Annotated in this window: 15 protein-coding genes; 6 read left to right on the forward strand and 9 right to left on the reverse strand. The window is 73.7% G+C overall.

Features of this window, described 5'->3' with window-relative positions; all coding sequences use genetic code 11:
- Positions 1-15 precede the first annotated feature (15 nt).
- Together BLW86_RS02250 and BLW86_RS02255 are read left to right on the forward strand one after the other, a co-directional pair.
- Positions 16-570: a helix-turn-helix domain-containing protein gene (locus tag BLW86_RS02250; RefSeq protein ID WP_093872432.1), complete on the forward strand. Its 555-nt coding sequence runs from the start codon at positions 16-18 to the stop codon at positions 568-570.
- The gene (locus BLW86_RS02255) at positions 570-1,100 is read left to right on the forward strand and encodes a DinB family protein (RefSeq protein WP_093872433.1); all 531 of its coding nucleotides are present in this window, start codon (positions 570-572) and stop codon (positions 1,098-1,100) included. The genes BLW86_RS02250 and BLW86_RS02255 overlap by 1 nt, the downstream gene beginning before the upstream one ends.
- A gap of 51 nt (positions 1,101-1,151) precedes the next feature.
- Here the strand turns inward: BLW86_RS02255 and BLW86_RS02260 are convergent, their stop codons facing one another.
- Together BLW86_RS02260 and BLW86_RS02265 are read right to left on the reverse strand one after the other, a co-directional pair.
- Complete coding sequence (locus tag BLW86_RS02260) at positions 1,152-3,038, reverse strand: AMP-dependent synthetase/ligase (RefSeq protein ID WP_093872434.1); 1,887 nt, start codon at positions 3,036-3,038, stop codon at positions 1,152-1,154.
- A 98-nt stretch (positions 3,039-3,136) separates the two neighbouring features.
- Entirely contained in the window at positions 3,137-3,661 is a 525-nt protein-coding gene (locus BLW86_RS02265) for a winged helix-turn-helix transcriptional regulator (RefSeq protein ID WP_093872435.1), read from the reverse strand.
- 90 nt (positions 3,662-3,751) lie between these two features.
- On the opposite strand from BLW86_RS02265, the gene BLW86_RS02270 reads away from it, so the two are divergent.
- Positions 3,752-4,519, forward strand: a complete 768-nt coding sequence (locus BLW86_RS02270; protein WP_093872436.1) for a class I SAM-dependent methyltransferase — start codon at positions 3,752-3,754, stop codon at positions 4,517-4,519.
- A gap of 104 nt (positions 4,520-4,623) precedes the next feature.
- Here BLW86_RS02270 and BLW86_RS02275 read toward each other — a convergent pair whose 3' ends face one another.
- A complete protein-coding gene (locus tag BLW86_RS02275) occupies positions 4,624-5,904 on the reverse strand; it encodes a serine hydrolase domain-containing protein (RefSeq protein ID WP_093872437.1) in 1,281 nt (426 codons plus the stop codon).
- Positions 5,905-6,109: 205 nt separating this feature from the next.
- Complete coding sequence (locus BLW86_RS02280; RefSeq protein WP_093872438.1) at positions 6,110-7,561, reverse strand: MFS transporter; 1,452 nt, start codon at positions 7,559-7,561, stop codon at positions 6,110-6,112.
- A 92-nt stretch (positions 7,562-7,653) separates the two neighbouring features.
- Between BLW86_RS02280 and BLW86_RS02285 the strand changes: the two genes are divergently transcribed.
- On the forward strand, positions 7,654-8,580 hold the full coding sequence (locus BLW86_RS02285; protein ID WP_093872439.1) for a LysR family transcriptional regulator: 927 nt from the start codon (positions 7,654-7,656) through the stop codon (positions 8,578-8,580).
- A 40-nt stretch (positions 8,581-8,620) separates the two neighbouring features.
- Here BLW86_RS02285 and BLW86_RS02290 read toward each other — a convergent pair whose 3' ends face one another.
- Together BLW86_RS02290 and BLW86_RS02295 are read right to left on the reverse strand one after the other, a co-directional pair.
- A complete protein-coding gene (locus tag BLW86_RS02290; RefSeq protein ID WP_256341173.1) occupies positions 8,621-9,475 on the reverse strand; it encodes a formylglycine-generating enzyme family protein in 855 nt (284 codons plus the stop codon).
- 125 nt (positions 9,476-9,600) lie between these two features.
- Positions 9,601-11,004, reverse strand: a complete 1,404-nt coding sequence (locus tag BLW86_RS02295; RefSeq protein WP_093878450.1) for a sulfatase family protein — start codon at positions 11,002-11,004, stop codon at positions 9,601-9,603.
- A gap of 443 nt (positions 11,005-11,447) precedes the next feature.
- Here BLW86_RS02295 and BLW86_RS02300 point away from each other — a divergent pair, with 443 nt between their 5' ends.
- Positions 11,448-12,248, forward strand: a complete 801-nt coding sequence (locus BLW86_RS02300) for a crotonase/enoyl-CoA hydratase family protein (protein ID WP_093872441.1) — start codon at positions 11,448-11,450, stop codon at positions 12,246-12,248.
- Between the two features lie 46 nt (positions 12,249-12,294).
- Here the strand turns inward: BLW86_RS02300 and BLW86_RS02305 are convergent, their stop codons facing one another.
- From BLW86_RS02305 to BLW86_RS02315, 3 genes are all read right to left on the reverse strand, one after another.
- Entirely contained in the window at positions 12,295-12,519 is a 225-nt protein-coding gene (locus BLW86_RS02305; protein WP_093872442.1) for a hypothetical protein, read from the reverse strand.
- Positions 12,461-17,368, reverse strand: coding sequence for a DNA repair ATPase (locus BLW86_RS02310; RefSeq protein ID WP_093872443.1), 4,908 nt, complete (start codon positions 17,366-17,368; stop codon positions 12,461-12,463). Before BLW86_RS02310 ends, BLW86_RS02305 begins: the two co-directional genes overlap by 59 nt.
- A 96-nt stretch (positions 17,369-17,464) precedes the next feature.
- Positions 17,465-19,534: a flotillin family protein gene (locus BLW86_RS02315; RefSeq protein WP_093872444.1), complete on the reverse strand. Its 2,070-nt coding sequence runs from the start codon at positions 19,532-19,534 to the stop codon at positions 17,465-17,467.
- Positions 19,535-19,742: 208 nt separating this feature from the next.
- Here BLW86_RS02315 and BLW86_RS02320 point away from each other — a divergent pair, with 208 nt between their 5' ends.
- Complete coding sequence (locus tag BLW86_RS02320) at positions 19,743-20,804, forward strand: PucR family transcriptional regulator (RefSeq protein ID WP_093872445.1); 1,062 nt, start codon at positions 19,743-19,745, stop codon at positions 20,802-20,804.
- Positions 20,805-20,976: the final 172 nt, after the last annotated feature.

Genomic DNA, 20,976 nt, shown 5'->3' on the forward strand with positions numbered 1-20,976 from the left:
GGGACGGGACCATCGATGGAGACCGCGAACACACCACGGGTGGGCGCCGCCGTGCGCCGCCGGAGACGGGCGCTCGACCTGACGCTCGCCGAGGTGGCACGGAGCAGCGGGCTCTCCTCGCCGTTCCTCAGCCAGATCGAGAACGACCGGGCGCGCCCCAGCATGCGGTCGCTGCAGCGGATCGCCGACGCCCTCGGGACCACGGCGGTGCAACTGCTCGCGGCCTCCGACGAGACCCGTACGGTCGACGTGGTGCGGGCGGACGACGACAGCGGCCTCGACCGGGAGGCGCGCGTCCGGCCGGTGGTGCGCGGCCGTCATCAGCTGCACGCGCTGGAGTTCGTCGGTGCGCACGAGGCGGACCGCGAGTTCCGGCACCGGAACGACGAGCTGCTGTACGTGGCGGACGGCTCGGTGGAGGTGGAGGCCGACGGCCGCGTCCACCGGCTGGGCCGCGGGGACACGCTGCTCCTGTCCGGCGGCGTCCGGCACCGCTGGCGCACCACCGAACCGGGCTCGCGGGTCCTGGCCGTCGCGGTCGGCGACCACGTGGAGGTGTTGGAGACCTGATGACATGGACGGCACCGCCGGTGAAACGCTCCCGACACCTGGCCGGACTCGGCACGGTGACCGAACGGCAGATGCTGGAGGGGTGGCTGACCTGGCACCGGGAGACGCTGCTGGCCAAGTGCGCCGGGCTCGACCCGGCCCGGTTGGCGCGCGCGACGGTGGAGCCGTCGAACCTCACCCTCCTCGGCCTGGTCCGGCACATGGCGGAGGTGGAGCGGTCGTGGTTCCGGCGCGGGTTCGCGGGTGAGACCGTCGGCGAGGTCTTCACCGGGCCGTCGGACGGCGACGAGGGGCTCGACGGGGTGGACGCCGCCGAGGCGGAGAGGGACTTCGGACTGTTCCGGGCGGAGGTCGAGGCCTGCGACGCGGCGGTGGCCGGGCGCGACCTCGACGAGACCTTCCTGTCCTCACGCGGGGTCGCCCTCAGCCTGCGCTGGGTCTACATGGTGATGATCCAGGAGTACGCCCGCCACAACGGCCACGCCGACTTCCTGCGGGAGCGTACGGACGGGGTGACGGGGGACGGCTGACGTCCGGTACGGCCGTGGGGTCGCCGTACCGGACGGGCGGGCAGCCGGGTCTCAGGCTTCGCGGGCGCCCTCGTACATCGCCTCGACGAGCTCGGCGTACTCACGCTCCACGACGGGCCGCTTCACCTTGAGGCTCGGGGTGAGTTCGCCGTGCTCGACGTCGAGGTCGCGCGGCAGGACCGAGAACTTCTTGAGCGTCTGCCATCGTTGGAGGCCGCCGTTGACGCGCTGGACGAAGCCGTCGATCAGCGCGTGCGCCTCCGGCGAGGAGACGACCTCGGCGTAGGAACGGCCGCCGAGGCCGTTCGACGCCGCCCAGGGCATGATCGCGCTCTCGTCGAGCGCGATCAGGGCGGTGCAGTAGTTGCGGCCGTTGCCGATGACCAGGACGTTGCTGACGAACGGGCAGGCGGCCTTGAAGCGGCCCTCGATCTCCGTGGGCGCCACGTACTTGCCGCCCGACGTCTTGAACAGGTCCTTCTTGCGGTCGGTGATCCGGACGAAGCCCTCCTTGTCGATCTCGCCGATGTCACCGGTGCGGAACCAGCCGTCGCTCTCCAGGACTTCGGCGGTCTTCTCCGGAAGGTTGTGGTAGCCGCGCATGATGCCGGGCCCCCTCAGGAGGATCTCCCCGTCCTCGGCGATGCGGACCTCGGTGCCGGGCAGGGGCCGGCCGACCGTGCCCACCCGGTAGTCGTCGACCGGGTTGACGGTGCAGGCCGCGCTGGTCTCCGTCAGGCCGTAGCCCTCCAGGACGGGCACGCCCGCGCCGGCGAAGAAGTAGCCGATGTCGGGGGCGAGCGCGGCGCTGCCCGAGGCGCTGCCGCGGAGCTCTCCCCCGAACGCCGCCCGGATCTTGCCGTAGACCAGCTTGTCGGCGAGGGCGTGCTGGGCGCCGAGCCACAGGGGCACCTTGCGGCTTCCCGTCGCCACCAGGCTCTCCTGACCGGTCCTGGCGTGGTCGCGGGCGACCTTCGCCGCCCACCGGAAGATCTTGTACTTGGCTCCGCCCTCGGCCCGCGCCTTCGCGGCGATGCCGTTGTAGACCTTCTCGAAGACCCTCGGCGCGGAGGCCATGACGGTGGGACGGACGACGGGCAGGTTGGTGACGATGCGGTCGACGCGCCCGTCGATCGCCATCACGTGTCCGGTCTGCACCTGGCCGGAGATCAGGGCCTTGCCGAAGACGTGGGACAGCGGCAGCCAGAGGAACTGCACGTCGTCGGGGTGCAGCAGTCCGCTCGCCTCCTGCGCGACGCCCTGGTAGGACCAGCAGTCGTGCACCAGGCGCACGCCCTTCGGGCGGCCGGTCGTCCCGGAGGTGTAGATCAGGGTGGCGAGCTGGTCGCGCCCGATGGCCCCCACCGTCGTGTCGATCGCGTCCGGATGGTCCTGGAGGTACGCCCTGCCGCGCTCCTCCAGCTCGGCGAGGCTCAGTACGTCCAGTCCCTCGACGCGGGGGAGGTCCGCCTCCGGGTCGAAGAGGATCGCGTGGCCGAGGCCGGGCAGGCGGTCCGCGTGCGCGACGACCTTGGCCAGTTGGGCGGCGTTCTCGACGAAGACGGCCCGGCTGTCGGAGTCGGCGAGGATGTACGCCGTCTCGTCGGCGTCGGTGCTCGGGTAGACGGCGGTCGCGGCGGCGCCCGCGCACATCACGCCCAGATCGGCGAAGATCCACTCCACCCGGGTCGAGGAGGAGATGGCCACGCGCTCCTCGGTCCGCAGCCCGAGGGCGAGCAGACCGGCGGCGATCGCCGTCACGCGCTCGGCGGCCTGGGCCCAGGTCAGCGAGCGCCACTCCTCGGCGCCGGGGGCGCCCTGACCGGCCGGCACGGGGTAGCGGTAGGCCTCCCGGTCGGGTGTGGCCTCGACCCGTGAGAGGAAGAGGTGCGCCACCGAGTGCGGCCGGTTTTCGAGCAGGTACTGCGCGGAACTCATGGCGTCCTCCGAGCCCAGTGCGCCGTCAACGTTGTTGACCGGCAGGTAACTTGCGCGCAGAGGCGAGGCTAAGGGGAAACCCCTCGCCGTGTAAGGGGTCAGCCCTGACCCGTCTCGTCCGTCTTCCCCCGTGCCGCGATCAGCGGGCCCAGGAGGCGCGTACCAGGGCCCACCCGGCCGCCGGGGCCGGGCAGTTGGGTGGTGTCGGCCACCCCGAGCGGCTCCCGGCAGGCCCCGCAGGCCACGACCGGGGTGGTGACGTGCCCGCAGGCGTCGTGCCGGATCCGGGTGGGCGGACCCGCGGTCCCGGCGTACCACTTGTCCCCCCACGCCATCAGCGCCAGCAGGACGGGGTAGAGCTCCCGGCCCTTCTCCGTGGGCACGTACTCCTCGCGCGGCGGACTGTCCTGGTACCGCTCGCGCGTCAGCACGCCCTCCTCGACGAGCCGCGCGAGGCGTGCGGCGAGGACCTTGCGGGAGAGGCCGAGATCCTCCGCCAGCTCGTCGAAGCGGCGGATGCCGACGAGGACGTCACGCATGATCAGGGCCGTCCAGGCGTCGCCGAACAGATCGGTCGCGCGGGCGATCGAGCACGCGACGTCGGAGAGGGGGGTGCGGGTCACGCCCTCATGCTATCCGTGTCGGGTTCCCTCAGGGAACTGTAGGCTGCTAGGTTTACTCGGGGAACCTGACCCGATCGTCGAGGAGCCGCCATGCCCGTCGCCCCGCACATCGCACTCGACTCGGCCGGGCCCGCGGCCGTCGACGGCCGTCACATCCGGGCCCTCACCTTCCAGTCCGTACGCCTCGACTACCTGCGGCGCGTGCTCTCGGAGCTGAGCCTCCCGGCGGACGGCGGCCGGGCCCTCGTCGTCGGCAGCGGGCGCGGCCTACTGGCCCGCGGCCTCGCGCGGCTCGGCTTCGAGGTCGTCGCCGCCGATCCCTCCCCCGCCGCGACGGCCCTCGCCGTGGCGGCGGACGACGGCGCCGGCGTCACCTACCTGACCTCTCCCGCGGAGGAACTCGACCTGCCGAGCCGCTCGTTCGACCTCGTGTACTGCGCCGACACTCTGGAGATCACCGAACGGCCGGACGCGGTCCTCGCGCAGGCCGCGCGCGTCCTGCGCCGCGACGGGGCCTTCGTGTACGACACGGTGAACCGCACCCCCGTGTCCCGCCTCATCTACCTCGGGGCCTTCCAGGCGTTCCCCGGCACCCGCATCATGCCCCGCGGCCGCTACGCCGCACACCGGCTGCGCCGACCGGCAGAGCTCGCCGAGGCCCTCGACCGGGCGGGGCTGTCCGCGCGGGACGTGTCGTCGTTCAAGCCGCGTGACGTACGGAGTCTGGTGCGGGCGACGCACGGGCGCAGGCGCGGCACACTGACCGACGAGCAGCTGCCGGCCCTGGTCGACATGGTGCTCCAGCCGGACGGCAGCCCGGTGGTGACGTACCTGGGGTACGCGGTCCACCGGGCCTGAGCGGCTTTCCCGCACACCCGCCCGCGCGCAGCCGGGGCCGGGCCGCCTCTTCCCGCACACCCGCCCGCGCGCAGCCGGGGCCGAGCCACCCCTTCCCGCCCCCTCTACGGCCGGGAACCCCAGGACCCCGGCCCCGAGTCGCCGAGCAGCGCACAGACGAACCGCTCCTCGGTCGCGCGCAGTCGGGCGAGCAGGGCCGGGTTCGTCGTGACCTGGCTGGTGACGGAGACCGTCACCGTGCGTCGGCCGTCCCGCGCGGCGGCGGCGAACTGCGTGTAGCCGGGGGTGTTGCCGGTGTGGCCGAGGACCGTGCCGCAGCGGGTGGTGTACCGGAAGAGGCCCAGGCCCGCCGCGTTGGCGCCGGGGCCGGCCGGTTCGGAGGCGCCGCCGGGGAGGAAGTCCTGCTGGGCGTGGCGGGTCATGGGGGTCAGCAGCTCCGGTCCGGCGTAGCCGCCGATGAACCTGCTCAGGTCCGCCGGGGTGGAGACGATGCCGCCCGACGCCCAGGCGCCGGAGGCGCTGACCGCCTCGCTCACGTCCTCGGGCACCTCGCCGGGGACGGTGAAGTAGCCGTGCAGGAAGGGGCGGGGAAGCCGGTAGCCCTGCGGGAGGCTGGTCTCCGTCAGGTCGAGCGGGCGGTACACGAGCTGCCGCAGCAGCGACTCGTACGAGCGGCCGGTGGCCTGCTCGGCCATCAGGGCGACCGCGATGTTGTCCGAGTTGGAGTAGGCGTAGCGGCTGCCCGGCTGGAACCCCAGGGGCCGGTCGGCCACGAAGTCGAGGAGGCGGCGGGAGTCGAAGTGGTGGCGGGGGTCGGCGCGGACGATGTCCTGGAACGCCTTGCTCTTGCTGAAGTCCGGAAGTCCGCTGGTGTGCCGGAGCAGTTGACGGAGCGTCACACCGTGCCAGGCCTCGGGCAGGTGGGGCAGGCGCTTGCCGATCGTGTCGTCCAGGCGCAGGGCCTGCCGGTCCACGAGGCTCAGCGCGACCGCCCCGCTGAAGGCCTTGGCCACGCTGGCGATGCGCATGTGGTCGTCGGGCCGGGGCGGACGCCGCGTGCCCACCTCGGCCGTGCCGGCCCGGTAGACCTGGCGTACGCCGTCCCGGGTCAGGACCGCGATGGCCCCGGGCGGGCCGCCGGGCGCCGCCACCAGGTCGGCGAGGGCCCGCTGGAGGGCCGGGTCGCCGTGGCCGGGGCCGTGCGGCGCCGGGGCCGTCGGGACGGCCGCGACCGGTGCGGTCGCGGCGCCGCTCAGGACGGCGGCCGCCACCACCGCCCCGACGGCGGCCGCACCGAATCCGCGCCTCGGGCGGGGTCCGGTACGGGCACGGGCGGAGCTCGTGGAATTCCGGCCGTCGTACGCGGCGGGGACACGTCGGGGCATGCGCTACCTCCTCGGCTACGGGACCGGGAAGGGCGGACGGTGCCCCCGGCCCGGCGCCGGTCTGACGACCGGACCTTCCGGGCCCTGGCCGGCCACCGGACCGCCCTGTCCCAGGGTCAGGCCACCGTCTCGCGGCCCGGGCTCCCCCGCGCGTCGCCTGCGCCATCCGGCCCACACGGCGCGCACGGGGCGTCCCGGCGGCCGCTCAACGGGTCGGCGCGGCCCCGGCGCCGGGTCGCCGCCCGGACGCGCTCCGGTAGCCGAGGGTGACCACGACCGTGGCCACCAAAACGACCGTGCCCACCGTGCGCAGCGCCGGGCTCATCGCGTCGGCGAAGGACGCCGTGCCGGCGCCGGCGCCGTGCGCGGCGAGCACGGTGCCGGTGACGGCCACGCCGAGGGCGGCACCGATCTCCCGGGCCGAGGTGCCGAGGCCGGAGCCGAGGCCGGCCTGGTGGGCGGGGAGGGAGGCGACGACGCCGACGGTCAGGGCCGGCATGCACAGGCCGGTTCCCGCCGAGATGACGAGCAGCCGGCAGGCGTACAGCCCGTAGGGCGTGGCCGCGTCGGCGGTGGAGGCGCCGAGGAGTCCGGCGCCGATCAGGAACAGGCCGGTGGCGACGGCGGGGCGCGGGCCGGAGGCGGCCTGCCAGCGGGTCGCGACCTTGGGGAAGAGGGCCATGCCGATCGTGAGCGGGACGATGGCGAGTCCGGTGACGGCGGGGCCGTACCCCTTCACGTACTGCAGGTACTGCGAGTTGGCGTAGAACAGCGAGAAGAGGCCGAAGAAGCCGGTGGCCGTGCCCAGGAGGGCGGCGCGCAGCCGCCGGGAGCGGAAGACCCGCGGGTCGAACAGCGCGGCCGGTGAGCGGAGCGCGTACCAGGTGAACAGGCCGGTCAGCGCCGCGCCCACCGCGAAGAGGGCGAGGATGCGGGGCGAGGTCCAGCCGTGCGCCGGGCCTTCGATGACGCCCGCGAGGAGGGCGACCAGGGCCGCGACGAGCAGCAGGGTGCCGCGCGGGTCGGGTCGCCCGTGCGGGGAGCGCTCGGTGCGCGGCACGGTGACCGCGACGGCCCAGGCGAGCAGCGCGGCCAGGGGGACCATCAGCCAGAACAGGGCGCGCCAGGAGAGGAACTGGCCCGCCGCTCCCCCGCCGACGTTGCCCGCGAGGCCGCCGAGGCCCGCGGAGAGGGTCCAGGAGGCCAGGGCCCGGGCCCGGCCTTCCGGTCCGGCGAGCTGTACGAGGATCGACATGGTCGCGGGCATGATGCAGGCGGCCCCGGCGCCGGACACCCCGCGGCCGGCGATCAGCAGCGCGGGCGACGCGGCCAGGGCGCTCAGCGCCGCCCCGGCGGCGAACAGCGCGAGACCGGCGAGCAGCACGCCCTTGCGGCCCCGGCGGTCGCCCAGGGCTCCGGCGGGGACGAGCAGTCCGGCGAAGACGATGACGTAGGCGTCCACCGTCCACAGCAGCTCGGTGGAGGACGGGTGGAGCGAGGAGGCGGCCAGTTGGGGGACGAGGAGGTTGATGGCGGCGACCATGCCCTGCGCCACCAGGACGCAGGCGCACAGGGCGAGCAGGGTCGACCGCCCGAGCGGGCTCGGCGCGGTGCCGGCCGGGGCGGAGGGGGGCGGTGAGAGGGCAGCGGAAGACATGGCTCCTCCGGGGAGCGTCGTGGTGAGGGGGTGTGCGCTCACCGTAGGCTCGGCCCGTGGATTACTTCCAGTGCATCTTTTGCAAGGGGTGAGTGCGCGTGACGCAATCCGTGGACGCCACCGGTCTCGACCTGAACCTTCTCCTCGCCCTCGACGTCCTTCTGGAGGAACAGAGCGTGCGGGGAGCGGCCCGGCGGCTGCATCTGTCCGAGCCGGCCACCAGCCGCACCCTGGGCCGGATCCGCAAGGCGCTCGGCGATCCGATCCTGGTGCGCGCCGGGCGCGCGATGGTGCCGACGCCGTACGCGCTGTCCGTACGGGCGGAGGTGGGCGCGGTCGTGGAGCGGGCCAGGGCCCTGTTCGCGGCCTCGGGCCCCATCGATCTCCGTGCCGTCGCACGCACGTTCACGGTGCTCGGCCAGGACTCCCATCCCGCCCTGCTCGGCCCCGACCTGCTCGCGCGTGCCGCCCGCGAGGCCCCGCGGGTACGGCTGCGGTTCCTGAACGAGAGCCACATCGACGCGCCGACGCTGCGGGAGGGGGTCGCCGACCTCGAGATCGGTGTCATCGACACCGTCCACCCCGAGGTGCACACCGAGCACGTCCTCGACGACCGCATGCTCGCGGTCGTCCGGGCGGGGCACCCCCTCCTCCAGGGGCGCCTGACCCGGCGGAGGTTCGCGACGGACGCGGACCATCTGGTCGTCTCGCGCCGGGGACGGCTGCAGGGTCCCGTCGACACCGCGCTGGCCGAGCACGGCCTGCGACGGCGGGTCGTCGCGAGTGTCGGCACGTACCCGGCGTCGCTGTTCGTCCTCCGCGACACCGACCTCGTCGGCCTGATCAGCGCGCGGAGCCGCTCGCTGGCCGCGGCCCTCGGCCTGGTCACCTTCGACGTCCCCCTCGACCTGCCGCCGCTGCCGGTCGGCCTCGCCTGGCATCCGCGCCACGACGCCGACCCGGCGCACGCCTGGCTGCGCGGCTGCGTACGGGACCTGCTGCTCGGCCGGCCCGGCTGATCCCGTCCGTCCGCCCCCCCGTCACGGCGGGCGGACGGCGCTATGCGGGGTCGGCGGCCACCCGGAAGCCGATGTTCCCGGTCGAGCTGTCGGGTGTGTTGGAGCTGCGGGCGGCCACCCGGTACCGGTTGCAGTAGGAGTCGTGGCACAGGTACGAGCCGCCGCGCATCGCGCGCGCGGTCTCCTCGCCGGGGGCGAACCGGTCCGCGCACCACTCCCAGACGTTGCCGACCGTGTTGTAGAGGCCGAAGCCGTTGGGCCGGAAGGACTTCGCGGGGGCCGTGCCCGCGTGGCCGCCGTCGGCGGGGAGGTCGGGGAAATCGCCCCGCCAGATGTTGCACAGGGGACGGCCGTCCGATGTGAGCTCGTCGCCCCACGGGTAGCGGCGCTGCTCCAGGCCGCCACGGGCCGCGTACTCCCACTCGGCCTCGGTGGGCAGGCGGGTGCCGGACCAGGCGCAGTAGGCCTGGGCGTCGTGCCAGGACACATGGACGACGGGGTGGTTCTGCCGGTCGGTGACGTGGGAGCCGGGGCCTTCGGGCCGGCGCCACGAGGCGCCGTCCACCGTCCGCCACCACGGGACGCCCGGCACGGGCGGGGACACGGCCGCGACTTCCTCCCCCAGGAAGGCCCCGAACGTGAAGGAGAAGCCGAAGCGCTCGGCGTCGGTGACGTGTCCGGTGGCTTTGACGAAGGTGGCGAACTGCGCGTTCGTCACCGTCGTGGCCGCGATGCGGAAGGGCTCCACGGTCACCTCGCGGACCGGGCCCTCGGCGTCGGCGGGGAAGCCCTCCGGGTCGTCGGTGCCCATGAGGAAGCGCCCTCCGGGCAGGGAGAGCAGCTGCCGGGCGACCCGGGAGGGGCGGGCCGGGGGTCGGGGCGGGGCGAGGGTCATGACGGGGAGGGGGGCGTGACCTGGGGTGCAGCACGAGGGCATGACGACTCCGGCGGAATCGGAAGGGTGGGCGGCCGGCCCCGCGCGTCGCGGCGCGGGGCCGGCCGGCAGTGCGGTGGCGCGGGTCAGGCCACGCGGTCGGCGGCGAGCTGCGCGGCCAGGGCGGGGATGCCGAGGGCCTGCTCCTGGGCCGGTGTGGCCTGGTAGAGCTTGTTGGTCAGCTGGTAGGGGTCGTTCACCAGGTCGTAGTACTCGCGGAACTTCACCTGTCCGGTGCCGGACACCGTGCCGTTCCCGTCGGTCGTCAGGTCGTAGTACTCCGTGTACTGCTCGTCCTTGGCCACGTACGAGGACCAGGTGGGCGCGCCTCCGGCGGTGGTGCCCTGCTTCCACCATTCCACCAGGAGGTGGTCGCGGCTGTAGGAGGAGAGCAGGGACCGGCCGTCCTGCGGGGCGCTCGGGGTGATGCCGGCGGCGTCGAGGATGGTGGGGGCGATGTCGATGTTGGCGACGATGCGGTTGTCCTGGGTCCCCGCGCCGAGGCCGCCGGCCGGCCAGGAGAGGTAGAACGGCACCTCGTGCGCGGGGCGGTAGGGCACCGACTTCGCGGTCCAGCCGTGGTCGCCCCAGCTGAATCCGTTGTCGCCGATGTAGATGACGAGGGTGTTGTCGAGCTGGCCCAGGGCCTGGAGCTTGTCCTTGAACGCCTGTACGGCGTCGTCGACGGAGAGCAGGGTGCGCAGCTGCTCGGCGCGGATGGTCCGGCCGTCGGCGAGGGTGCCGGTGGCGTTCTTGATGTAGCCGGGCTTGTCGCTGCGGTCGTTCTCGGGGACCGAGGGACGGCCGTTCCAGTCGGGCACGGGGGTGTCGGCGTACTTCGCCTCGGGGGTGCGCGGGCCGTGGGAGGCGTAGGGCGTGACGTACGCGAACCAGGGCCTGGTGTCGGTGGCGGCCTTGTCGAGGAATTTCAGGGTGCGGTTCTTGACGATGGTGGTGGTGTAGCCGTTGATCGTCTGGACGGTGCCGTCGACGTTCCACTGGGCGTCGACGTACCCGGGCTGGAGGAGGGCGAACTCCTCGAAGTGCGGCGGATTGTCCGCCAGGGTCCAGGAGTTGAGGTACTTGCCGAACAGGCCGGTGCGGTAGCCCGCCTGCTTGAGGTACTTCTGCACGGTGGTGCTCTGGTCCAGCGCGTGGGAGGCGCCGTTGTTGCGCACGCCGTGGTTGTGGGCGTGACGGCCGGAGAACACGCTGGAACGCGAGGGCGCGCACAGCGGGGTGGTGACGTGGCCGTCGGTGAACCTCACGCCCTGGTCGGCGAGCCAGGCGACGGTCTTGGGCAGGGCCCATTCGGTGTGCTTGGGCTGGTCGTCGGTGACGATCAGCAGGATGTTCGGCCGGCCGGCGGCAGCGGCGGGGCCGGCCGCGGCGACCTGCGCGAGGGCGGGTACGGCGGTCGCGGCCGCGACGGCGGCGGCGCCGCCGAGGAAGCCTCGTCGGCTCACCTGCGGGCGTCGGTTCTCGCTCATGATGTCCATTCCTCCGGGTGCGACTGCACGAGGGACACGGCGGACGGAGGCACGGGGAGACGTGCCGTCGGGCCGCGGTGGGGAAGGGGAAGAGACGGGAGTCAGGCGGGGGCGCCAGGTGGGGATCCCGTGGGGGGGAAGGGGCGCGTTCAGCGCGCCGGGGCGACCGTACACAGGGCGCTCGCCAGGTGCCCTTGGTCGACGTGGCGGCGCGCAGTGAGGATTCCTGCTGCCATGGCCACGACAGTATGCGGAGTGGAACCGCGGTTCCATGTACGGCGGATGAAATGGCGGCCGCCGTGCTCATCCACGACTGCCGTACTCACCTGTGCCCGCCGTGCTCACCCACCACCGCCGTGCTCACCCCGCCTCCGTGCTCACCCCGCCTTCGCGCCGGGCTCCCCGGTCTGGCCGTCGGGCCACGGCCACGTGAGAATGCCCCCATGACCGATGCATCAGCGACACCGGCGGAGCAGGACGCCGTCCGCGTCGAGCGCGACGGGCCCGTGACCACGGTGGTCCTGTCCCGGCCCGCCGCCCGCAACGCCGTGGACGGGCCGACGGCGCGGCGACTGGCCGACGCCTTCCGGGCGTTCGAGGCCGACGAGGAGGCCTCGGTCGCGGTGCTGTGGGGCGAGGGCGGCACGTTCTGCGCGGGCGCCGACCTCAAGGCCGTCGGCACCGAGCGCGGGAACCGGGTGGCGCCCGACGGCGACGGCCCGATGGGGCCGACCCGGCTGCGCCTGACGAAACCGGTCGTCGCGGCCGTCAGCGGCCATGCGGTGGCCGGCGGGCTCGAACTGGCCCTCTGGTGCGATCTGCGCGTGGTCGAGGAGGACGCGGTCCTCGGGGTGTTCTGCCGCCGGTGGGGCGTGCCCCTGATCGACGGCGGCACGGTCCGGCTGCCCCGGCTGATCGGCGAGAGCCGCGCCATGGACCTGATCCTGACCGGCCGGCCGGTCGCGGCCGCCGAGGCGTACGAGATCGGGCTCGCGAACCGTCTCGTACCGCCGGGCCGGGCGCGGGCCGCGGCGGAGGACCTCGCCCGGGAGATCGCCGCGTTCCCCCAGCTGTGCCTGCGCCACGACCGCCTGTCCGTCCGGGAGCAGCACGGCCTGCCCGAACCCGAGGCGCTGGCGGTCGAACTGCGGCACGGCATGGTGCCCCTGTCGGCCGGCGAGACCCTCAGCGGCGCCGCGCGCTTCACGGCCGGGGCCGGCCGGCACGGCTCGTTCACCGCCTGAGCCGTCCGGGCCACGGCGAAGGCGCCGGTCTCGTCGGGAGCCGGTGTCAGTCGCGTGTCCGGTAGAGCCTGATGTCCCGGTTGACGAAGAGGTGGACGTAGCCGCACGACCAGCAGATCAGTCCGGTCGCCGACTCGTTCGCCCAGGCCATGTTGAAGAACTCCATCCCCGTGCTGTTCAGCTTCACCTCCCGCTCGCGGAAGGTGTCGTTGTCACACACCTGGCAGCGGATCGACTTCTGTCCGATCGCCGCGTGCACCGGCTTGGCCATGCCGTCTCTCTCTTCCTCCGTCGGTTCCGGCGGTGTTCCGGGGCGGGTGGGGCGCGTCCGTCGCGCGGGTGATCGCCTTCTCGACGGCCGTGATGCGGTCGGCGAGCAGGCCGAGGGCGGCGACCGCGCGGGCCAGGGGGTCGTCTCCGGAGTCCCCGAGCGCGCGGGCGCGGGTGCGGGCGGCGTTCAGCTCCGTGCGGCGCGCGGACTGTGCCGGGGTGAGGGTGCCGCGCAGGGCGGCGAGTTCGAGGAGGTTGGCCTCGGCTTCGGTGGTCAGCGTCTGGGCCTCGGCGGTGTAGTGGTCGTCGATCAGGGCGGCGAGTTCGGCGTCGTCCATGACGGGCGAGATGCGGGCCGTGATCTTGCTCATCGTACGGTACGACCCCTGGAGCCGGAACGGCGCTGCGGTGCGGGCCTCGTCGGCGGTGGCGGCGGAGGCGATGTACGCCTCGTTGACGGCGAGGACGGTCTCCCGGGCGGTGAGGAGACGGCGGAGGACGGCGAGGACCTGGTCGAGTTCGGCCGGGGCGTAGGGGTGGGTGAGCCGGTCGCGGCGTGCGGCCGGGTCGCCTGCGGCCAGCCGGGTGAGGAGCTCCAGGTCGGCGCGGTCGCGCCCGGCGAGCGGGGCGAGGAGCGGGTGGGAGGTGAGGGCGTTCTCGACGAAGCTGAACGCGAAGGCCTCCTCCTTGCCGGTCAGCACGTCGCCGAGGTTCCACACGTCGGCCCGGCTGGCGAGCATGTCCGGCACGCGGAAGGCCCGTCCGGACTCGGTGTACGGGTTTCCGGCCATGCAGACGGCGAAGCGTTTTCCGCGTAGGTCGTGGCCGTTCAGGGTCCGGGTGGCGTCGCAGAGGGGGATGAACTTCTGCAGGAACTCCGGGGAGGTGTGCTGGATGTCGTCCACGTACAGCAGGACGTTGTGGGCGGCGGCCAGGGCGAAGGCGATCTTCTCCAGCTCCCGGCGGGCGGTGGCGTCGGGTGCCGCGGCGGGGTCGAGGGAGGTCGTCCGCCGGCCGAGGGCGGGGCCGTCGACCTTGACGAGCAGCAGGCCGAGGCGTTCGGCGACGTACTCGACGAGGGTGGTCTTGCCGTAGCCGGGCGGGGAGAGGAGCAGCAGCAGCCCGTGGGAGTCGCCGCGCTCGGCGGTTCCGGCGGCGCCGAGCTGCTTGGCGAGGTTGTCGCCGAGGAGCGGGAGGTAGACCTCGTCGACGAGCCGGTTGCGGACGAAGGACGACATGACGCGGGGGCGGTACGCGTCCAGGCGGAGGCGGGCGCGCTCGGCGGTGAGGAGTTCCGTCCGCTGCCGCTGGTGGGCGCGGAAGGCCGGCGCGTCGACGGCGGCGAAGTGCCGTGTCCTGGCGAGGAACTCGTCGAGTCGCAGTTCCAGCGAGCGTGCCCGCACCCGGGGGTGGTCGCCGAGGAGCCCGGTGATCGTGGCCGTGGTCGGGGCGTCGACCTCGTAGCGGTCGAGCCCCGGGCAGAGCTCGACGGCGACGGCCTCGGCGAGCACGCCCGGGTCGTACGGCTCCCCGGACGCCGACGCGTACGAGGTGAGCCAGGCCTCGACGAACCGGCGTCGCGCGTCCGGCTCGGTGAGGGCGGCGAGGGCGTCGTCGTAGGCGGAGGCGCCGACGGTGCGGCGGAAGGCGGCGAGGAGGGCGCGCGCCGCGCCGGAGACGGCGAAGCCCGCCGGGCCGGAGGCGAGTTCGTCCGTCAGGTACGCGGCCGCCGCCGGGTCCCCGGTCGCTTCGGCGAGCTCCTCCCTCAGCCCGTCGAGGGCCGAGTCGGTGCCGAAGAGGTCACGGGCCCGGGTCAGCGCGACCGCCTGGTGGGTCCACTGCGCGCGGGCCCCGTCGGTGGTGGACGCCCAGAAGAGCTGGGCGGTCGCGCGCGCCGCCCCGGTGTGGCGCAGCGGTCCGGCGCCTTCGTCCAGCTTCAGCACCGCTTCCAGGATCAGCGCCGCGTCGTGGTCGTGGACGCCGCGCTCGTGGCCCTCGTCGTAGGCGGCCTCGGCCGCCTGCCGGGCGAGCGCGCCGAGGTCCGCTCCGGCGAGGCCGTCCGTGCCGTGCTCGGCCAGGAGGCGTGCCGCCAGGTGCTCGGCCCGGTAGACCTCGGGCGACTCGGAGGGCAGGGTCCGGTCCCAGAGGTGACGGGCGGCGGTGAGGGCCGGGTGGGTGACGGGTTCGCGGTAGTCGGTTCCCGTCAGGGCGAGGACGAGGGCGCCCCCGCCCGAGCCCCCGCCCGCGTCCTCGTGCGGGACGAGGGTCAGCTCGGGGGCCTGCCGGGTGACGGCGAAGCGGTGCCGGCCGAGGCGGATCGTGTCGCCGCCGTCGGAGAAGAGCTCGGCGCGGTCCCGCAGTGCCCGCCCGGCCTCCTGGCGGGCGGCGCCGAGGCGGCTCTCCAGCTCCTCCGCCCGTGCCCGGTCGCCGAGCTCCCGCAGTTCCTCGCCGAGGCGCCGGACCCGGGTGACCATGGGGTCGGAGGCGAAGTAGGTGTGCACCTCGTCCAGGTCGGTCAGGCCCGCCGCCCGTCGGGCGATGGTTTCCAGGACCCGGCCGGCCGAGCCGGCGAGGCGCGCGGCGCGGCGGGCACGGGCGTCCTGGAGGGCCTGTCCGCGTGCGGTGAAGGCGTCGTGGATCTCGGTGCGCCGCTCGGCGACGGCGGCGAGGAAGCCGTCGTGCCCGGTGAAGCGGGATTCCAGGTTCTCCAGCTGGAGCAGGAGCCGGCCGAGCTGTTCGTCGCAGCGGTCGGGGGTGCCGGCTGCGGCCAGGGCGCCGGTGACGGCCTGGCCGAGCAGGGCGAGCTCGGCGGCGAACTCGGCCCGGCCCTCCTGCTCCAGGAGTTCGGTGCGGCGGGCGGCGAGATGGGCCCGGGCGCGGTTGAGCGCGCCCAGGACGTCGGCGACGCGCGCCAGGATCGAGGCGCGGACGGTGGCGTCGCCGACGTCGAGACCGGCGATGACCTCGCCGAGGGTGCGCAGCTCGTGGGTGCGGGCGTCGATCCGTTCGCCGACCGGCCCGGTCTCGGCGACGGTGGCGAGTGCCCCGGCCTCGGTGGCGAGGCGTTCGGCCTCGGTGTGGTGGGCGGTGAAGGCGTCCTCGCCCCGGAGGAACGCGACGGCCCGCCGGGCGGCGGAGACGATGTCGGCCCCGACGTCCGCGGCGAGGGCGTCGATGGCCGCCGTGTCGGCGTACCGCATGTCCCTGAGGGTCACCAAGCGCCCTTGTGCCGTGCGGAGTTCGGTGATGCGGGCGATCCACTCCCCGGCCGTGGCGGGCGCCTCGCCCCGGATGCGCCGGACGAGGCGGCCGATCTCCTGGGCGGAGTCGGCGAGGGCCTCGGCCGCCTGCCGGGTGAGCGCCGTGACGGTGCCGAACTCGTCGAGGACCTGCGCGGCGGTGGCCCGCAGTTCGGTCAGGGGTGTGCCCAGGTCGCCGGTGTCCGGGTCGCCCAGCCAGTGGTGGACGTCGCCCGCGCGCACGCAGGCGGCTACGAGCGCCTCGTACACCTCGGTGGTGGGTGTGGGCTCGGTGGCCTGCCGGGCGATCGACAGGCAGTCGGCGATCCCCCGGACGAGGTCGGCGTTGCCGATGCGGGCCAGGGGGCCGGTCCCCGCGGGGCGCCGGTGGGTCTCGGAGACGTACGGCGTGCGCCAGATCTGCACCGGGTGGGTCCGGCCCGGCTCGCCGGACTCGCCGCGGAGCACGGCCATCGTCCCGTCGTCGAGCAGGGCGTATCCGCGGCAGAGGAGCGGGGTCGCGATCTCCTTGCCGATGGGGTCGTACGGGAGGAGCAGGGTCCGGCCCTCCGTGCGGGCGCGGAAGACGAAGAGGAGGTGCTCCCCGTCGGGCGAGCGGACCGTCCGGTCGAAGGCCTGTCCCGCCGTGTCGGTCTCGAAGGTCCTCACGGCGCCTGAGGCGAGGCAGTAGCCGCCGGGGAACACGATCCCCTCGTCCTCGGGCAGCCGCAGGCACGCCTGTCCGATGGCGTCGAGCCTGACGGCGGCGCCGGTCAGGGTGTTGAAGACGAGGTGCCGGCGGACGTCCTCCTTGTAGGGGCGGACGCGCACCAGGATCAGTGCGCCCACGACGGCGTGGGCCACCTCGGCGTCGGCGAGGGACTGCAGCGGCTCGTCGACCGGCTCCGTGTGGACGCTCCCGGCCGTGTCGGTGTCGTCGTCGGTCCTGACCGTCAGCGTCCCGCCGACCGTGGAGACGAACAGGCGGCCGCCGAGCGAGATGTGCGGGTGCCGGCCGGGTACGTGGTCGTCGCGGGTCGTCTCCACCCATGCGAGGTCGTCGGAGGGAGGCAGGACGTGGTCGCGTTCGCCCCGGGCGTCGAGGAACCGCATCTCGCCGGCGGGTCCGACGGACCAGCGCAGGACCCGCAGGTCGTCGTTCTGCTCCCCCGTCCGGAAGACGGCGAGGAGCCGGCCCTCGACGCGTCGCAGCCGGATCAGGCGCGCGCCCCGGTAGTAGCGGTGCAGCGCGGAGAACTCCCGTACGAAGGCGGGGTCGTCGAGGAGTCCGGGCACCGCCCGCGCGGGCAGCGCGTTCAGGTCGCGGTCGTGGAGGGTGAGGACGTCGGCGACCGAGACCTCGGAGAGCCCCGTGCCGGAGGGCTGGGAGCCGAGGAGCAGGACGTCGTCGCCGACGGCGACGACGTCCTGGGGCACGCAGGCGCGCTCGGTGTCGATGCGGCGGGTGTCGGCGAGCGCGAGCTCGCCGGAGCCGAAGGCCGCGATCCGCTCCTCGTCGAGGGCTCCGGCGCGCCTGGCCAGCTCGGCGGCCCGTGCCGCGAGCCGGTCGCGCAAGACCGTGTACGTGTCCTCGTCGATTCCGGCACCCATCTCGTCCCGCTCCTTGTACGGTGGTGAGTACGGGTCCGGTGCCGCCAACTCCCCCGTTTGCCGGCGCCGGACCCTCTGTGACCGCTCCCCGTGCGGTCAGTTCTTGGCGGCGCCGTTCAGCGCGGTCGTCTCCGCCGCGGGCGCCGCGGCCGGGGCGGGAACCTGCGCGTCGAGCACCCCGTCGAGCACCCCGGAGTTCATGACCTTCGCGAGGAACGCGGAGACCCCGAGGTTCTGCACGTCGGTCGTGGACAGCGAGCCCAGCACCTTGGTCAGGTCCTCCGTGAAGGAGCCCGAGCCGTTCAGCCACGGCCCGGCGAGCGCCTGCGCGGTCTGTGAGTGGTCCACGAAGCCGTCGACGGACTTGCCGAGCGCGATGGACTGGACGAGCCGGTCGAGGAAGACCGAATCCCCGCCGACGATGTTGATGTCGGCGTGCTCCAGACCGGTCGCGAGGACGGTGGCCTGCGCCTGGGCGACCTGCCGCTGGACGTCGAGCCCGGCGAGCCGGATCTCCTTCTCGGCGGCCAGCCGCAGCCGGTACTCCTCGTGGGTGCGCGAGGCCCCGTCCAGCGCGGCCATCGCGGCCGCCTTCTCGGTCAGACCTGCCGCCTCGGCCTTCAGCTTCTCGCCGATCGCCGTGGCCTCGGCCAGCGCCTTCTCCCGCGTGCCGGCCGCCTCGGCGAGCGCCTTCTCGCGGACACCGGCCGCCTCGGCGCGCAGCCGGGCCTCGGTGGCCTCCGCCTCGGCGCGGCCGGCCTTCTCGATGACGTCGGCCTCCATGTCCCGTACCCGCACGGCCGCGAGGCCCTCGGCGGCGGCCTCGGCCTGGACGCCCTCGGCGAGGCGGATCTTGGCGCGGGCGTCCATGTCGGCCGCCTTGTTGCGGGCCTCCGCCAGGGTGAGCTCCTCCGCAGCCCGGTGGACGGCGGCCTGCTCGGCCGCCTCCGCCGCCTTGATGTCCTTGACCAGCTTCTCCTGCGCCTCCGCCTCGGCCGCGATGACGACGGCCTGCCGGGTGCGCTCGGCCTCCTCGACCATGCGCAGCCGCTTGATGGACTCCTCCTGCTCGGCGACCGTGCGGTCCACCACGACCCGCTCCCGGATCACCTCGGCGATCTCGCGGCGCTCGGCCTCGACCTCCTTGTCGGCGGCGATGCGGGTCAGCTGGGTCTCCCGGTCGCGGGCGATGACCTCCAGGAGGCGGTCCTTCTCGATCCGCTCGTTCTCGACGGCGATGACCCGCTCGCGGTTCTTCTGCGCGACCGCCACCTCGCGGGCCTGGTTCTCGCGCTGGACGCCGAGGTGCTCCTCGGTCCTGAGGAAGGCGCTCTGCGCCCGCAGCCGCTCCTCCTCCACCACGCGCGCGGTCTCGGCCTCCTCGCGTGCCCGCGAGGTGTCGATCTCCCGCCTCTGCTTGATCTCCGCGTCGGCCTGACGCCGCTCCAGCTCCAGGATGGCCTCGCGGGCGTCGACGTTCTGGCGGGTGATCTCCTTCTGCTCGTTCTGCCGGTACTCGTTCGTCCGGACGTTCTCCACGGCCGTCAGCTCGGTGATCTTGCGGATGCCCTGGGCGTCGAGGATGTTGCCGGGGTCGAGCTGGCTCAGCGGCGTCTGTTCCACGTGGTCGATGGCGGCGTCCTCCAGGTGGTAGCCGTTGAGGTCGATGCCGATGAGCTCGATGATCCGGAACCGCAGTTCCTCGCGCTTGGTGTAGAGGTCGGTGAAGTCGAGCTGCTTGCCGACGGTCTTGACGGCCTCGGAGAACTTGGCGTGGAACAGCTCCTCCAGGGTCTCCTGGTGGCTGGCCCGGGCGGTGCCGATGGCCTGCGCGACCTTGATGACGTCCTCCACGGTCTTGTTGACCCGGATGAAGAACGAGATCCGGATGTCGGCACGGATGTTGTCCCGACAGATCAGCCCGTCCCGGCCCATCCGGGAGATCTCGAAGGTCTTCACCGAGATGTCCATGACCTCGGCCTTGTGCAGGACGGGCAGGACGATCTGCCCCGTGAAGGTGACGTCGACCTTGCGCGTCCTGGAGACGATCAGCGCCTTGCCCTGCTCCACCTTGCGGAACAGCCGGCCGACCACGAGGAGCAGAGCGACGGCGATGAGCAGGACGACGGCGATCAGCACGCCGGCGCCTCCGGTGACGACATCCATGAGAAACCCCGTCCGTTTTCTGTCTCCCGGCATCGGGCCGACGCCCATGCCCTCCGGTGGGGCCATCCTGAGACAGGATCACCCGTCGGGCATTGCCGTGATCCGGCAGTCTTCGAGGTCTCCTCCATGCCGGTCGCACACCCCGGGGGACGGCATGTCACTCTTGATCGCCGCGTGTCGGGGACGCGTCGGGAGACGGGGAGGGACCATGACGGAGAGGGAGCCGGCCGAGGAGTACCTGGAGGGGTACGCCGAGATACTGGCGGCGGTGTGCGCGACCCGCCGCAGGCTCACCCGGGAGGAGCGCGAGGCCCTGGGCGCGCTCGGGGAGCGGTCCGCGGAGGCCGGCATCGGACTGCGGGCCCTCGTCCGGGCCCATCTCTCCGCCGCCCAGCGGGTGCGTCCCGGTCTGTCGCAGACGGCCGCCGAGCACCTCCTGAGCGCCGTCGAGCAGGCCGTGGACGCCTTCGCCGAGGGGCACGAGCGGGCCCAGCACCTGGCGGTGCGTCAGGAGGAGGCGGCGCGGCGCGAGTTCATCGACGACCTGCTCCACGGCCGCAGCGATCTCGGCCGGCTGGCGGAGCGGGCCGAGCGCTTCGGACTGCTCCTCTCGCACGCCCACGCCGTCGCCGTCGCCCAGGGCCCGGAGCCGTACAGCGACGGCTACGCGGTCACCCGGAGCGTCGAGTCCTCGCTCGTCGCCCGCTTCGGCAATCGCCGCATCCTGCTCACCACCAAGGACGGGCGGCTCATCTGCGTCGCCCCGGCCGACGAGCCCGAGGTGCTCACCCACTTCGCCAAGCAGGCGTACGCGGCGACCGACGGCGGCCGGGTGGCGATCGGCCGCGCGCATCCGGGGGCGGGCGGTGTCGTCCACTCCTACGAGGAGGCGCTCAACGCCCTCGCCCTCGCCGCCCGCATGGACCTCACCGATCCGGTCCTGCACGCCGCCGACCTCCTCGTCTACCCCGTGCTCACCCGCGACCGGCAGGCCATGGCCGAGCTCGTGGGCACCGTCCTCGGCCCGCTCCGCCAGGCCCGGGGCGGTGCCAAGCCCCTCCTGGACACCCTCACGGCGTACTTCGACACCGGCTGCGTCACCGCCCAGGCGGCCCGCAGCCTCAGTCTCAGCGTGCGGGCCATGACGTACCGCCTCGACCGCATCCACCGTCTGACCGGCGCGGACCCCGGCGATCCCGTCCAGCGCTACACCCTCCAGACGGCCGTCATCGGCGCCCGGCTCCTGGACTGGCCCGACCAGCCGCTGTGACGTGTCTGGCGCCGGTCGCCGTAAGGTCCGTTCTGCTTCGCGAGTGAACCCGAACTGATCGCTGATCTCAGTTAGTTGAACGGTTTCCGGCCGTCTCTGGTGGGCAGGTTTGCAGAGCCGTGGACCGGGCATCGTCCGGCCTCGCGGCACAGCGATGCGGGCCGGAGTGAGA

This window comes from Streptomyces sp. TLI_105, from assembly GCF_900105415.1.
Taxonomy (GTDB): domain Bacteria; phylum Actinomycetota; class Actinomycetes; order Streptomycetales; family Streptomycetaceae; genus Streptomyces.

Coding starts and splice junctions, on each gene's coding strand:
- BLW86_RS02255 (WP_093872433.1), top strand. CDS start 570: ATGACATGGACGGCACCGCCGGTGAAACGCTCCCGACACCTGGCCGGA.
- BLW86_RS02270 (WP_093872436.1), top strand. CDS start 3,752: ATGCCCGTCGCCCCGCACATCGCACTCGACTCGGCCGGGCCCGCGGCC.
- BLW86_RS02275 (WP_093872437.1), bottom strand. CDS start 5,904: ATGCCCCGACGTGTCCCCGCCGCGTACGACGGCCGGAATTCCACGAGC.
- BLW86_RS02280 (WP_093872438.1), bottom strand. CDS start 7,561: ATGTCTTCCGCTGCCCTCTCACCGCCCCCCTCCGCCCCGGCCGGCACC.
- BLW86_RS02260 (WP_093872434.1), bottom strand. CDS start 3,038: ATGAGTTCCGCGCAGTACCTGCTCGAAAACCGGCCGCACTCGGTGGCG.
- BLW86_RS02315 (WP_093872444.1), bottom strand. CDS start 19,534: ATGGATGTCGTCACCGGAGGCGCCGGCGTGCTGATCGCCGTCGTCCTG.
- BLW86_RS02320 (WP_093872445.1), top strand. CDS start 19,743: ATGACGGAGAGGGAGCCGGCCGAGGAGTACCTGGAGGGGTACGCCGAG.
- BLW86_RS02310 (WP_093872443.1), bottom strand. CDS start 17,368: ATGGGTGCCGGAATCGACGAGGACACGTACACGGTCTTGCGCGACCGG.
- BLW86_RS02290 (WP_256341173.1), bottom strand. CDS start 9,475: ATGACCCTCGCCCCGCCCCGACCCCCGGCCCGCCCCTCCCGGGTCGCC.
- BLW86_RS02295 (WP_093878450.1), bottom strand. CDS start 11,004: ATGAGCGAGAACCGACGCCCGCAGGTGAGCCGACGAGGCTTCCTCGGC.
- BLW86_RS02305 (WP_093872442.1), bottom strand. CDS start 12,519: ATGGCCAAGCCGGTGCACGCGGCGATCGGACAGAAGTCGATCCGCTGC.
- BLW86_RS02300 (WP_093872441.1), top strand. CDS start 11,448: ATGACCGATGCATCAGCGACACCGGCGGAGCAGGACGCCGTCCGCGTC.
- BLW86_RS02250 (WP_093872432.1), top strand. CDS start 16: ATGGAGACCGCGAACACACCACGGGTGGGCGCCGCCGTGCGCCGCCGG.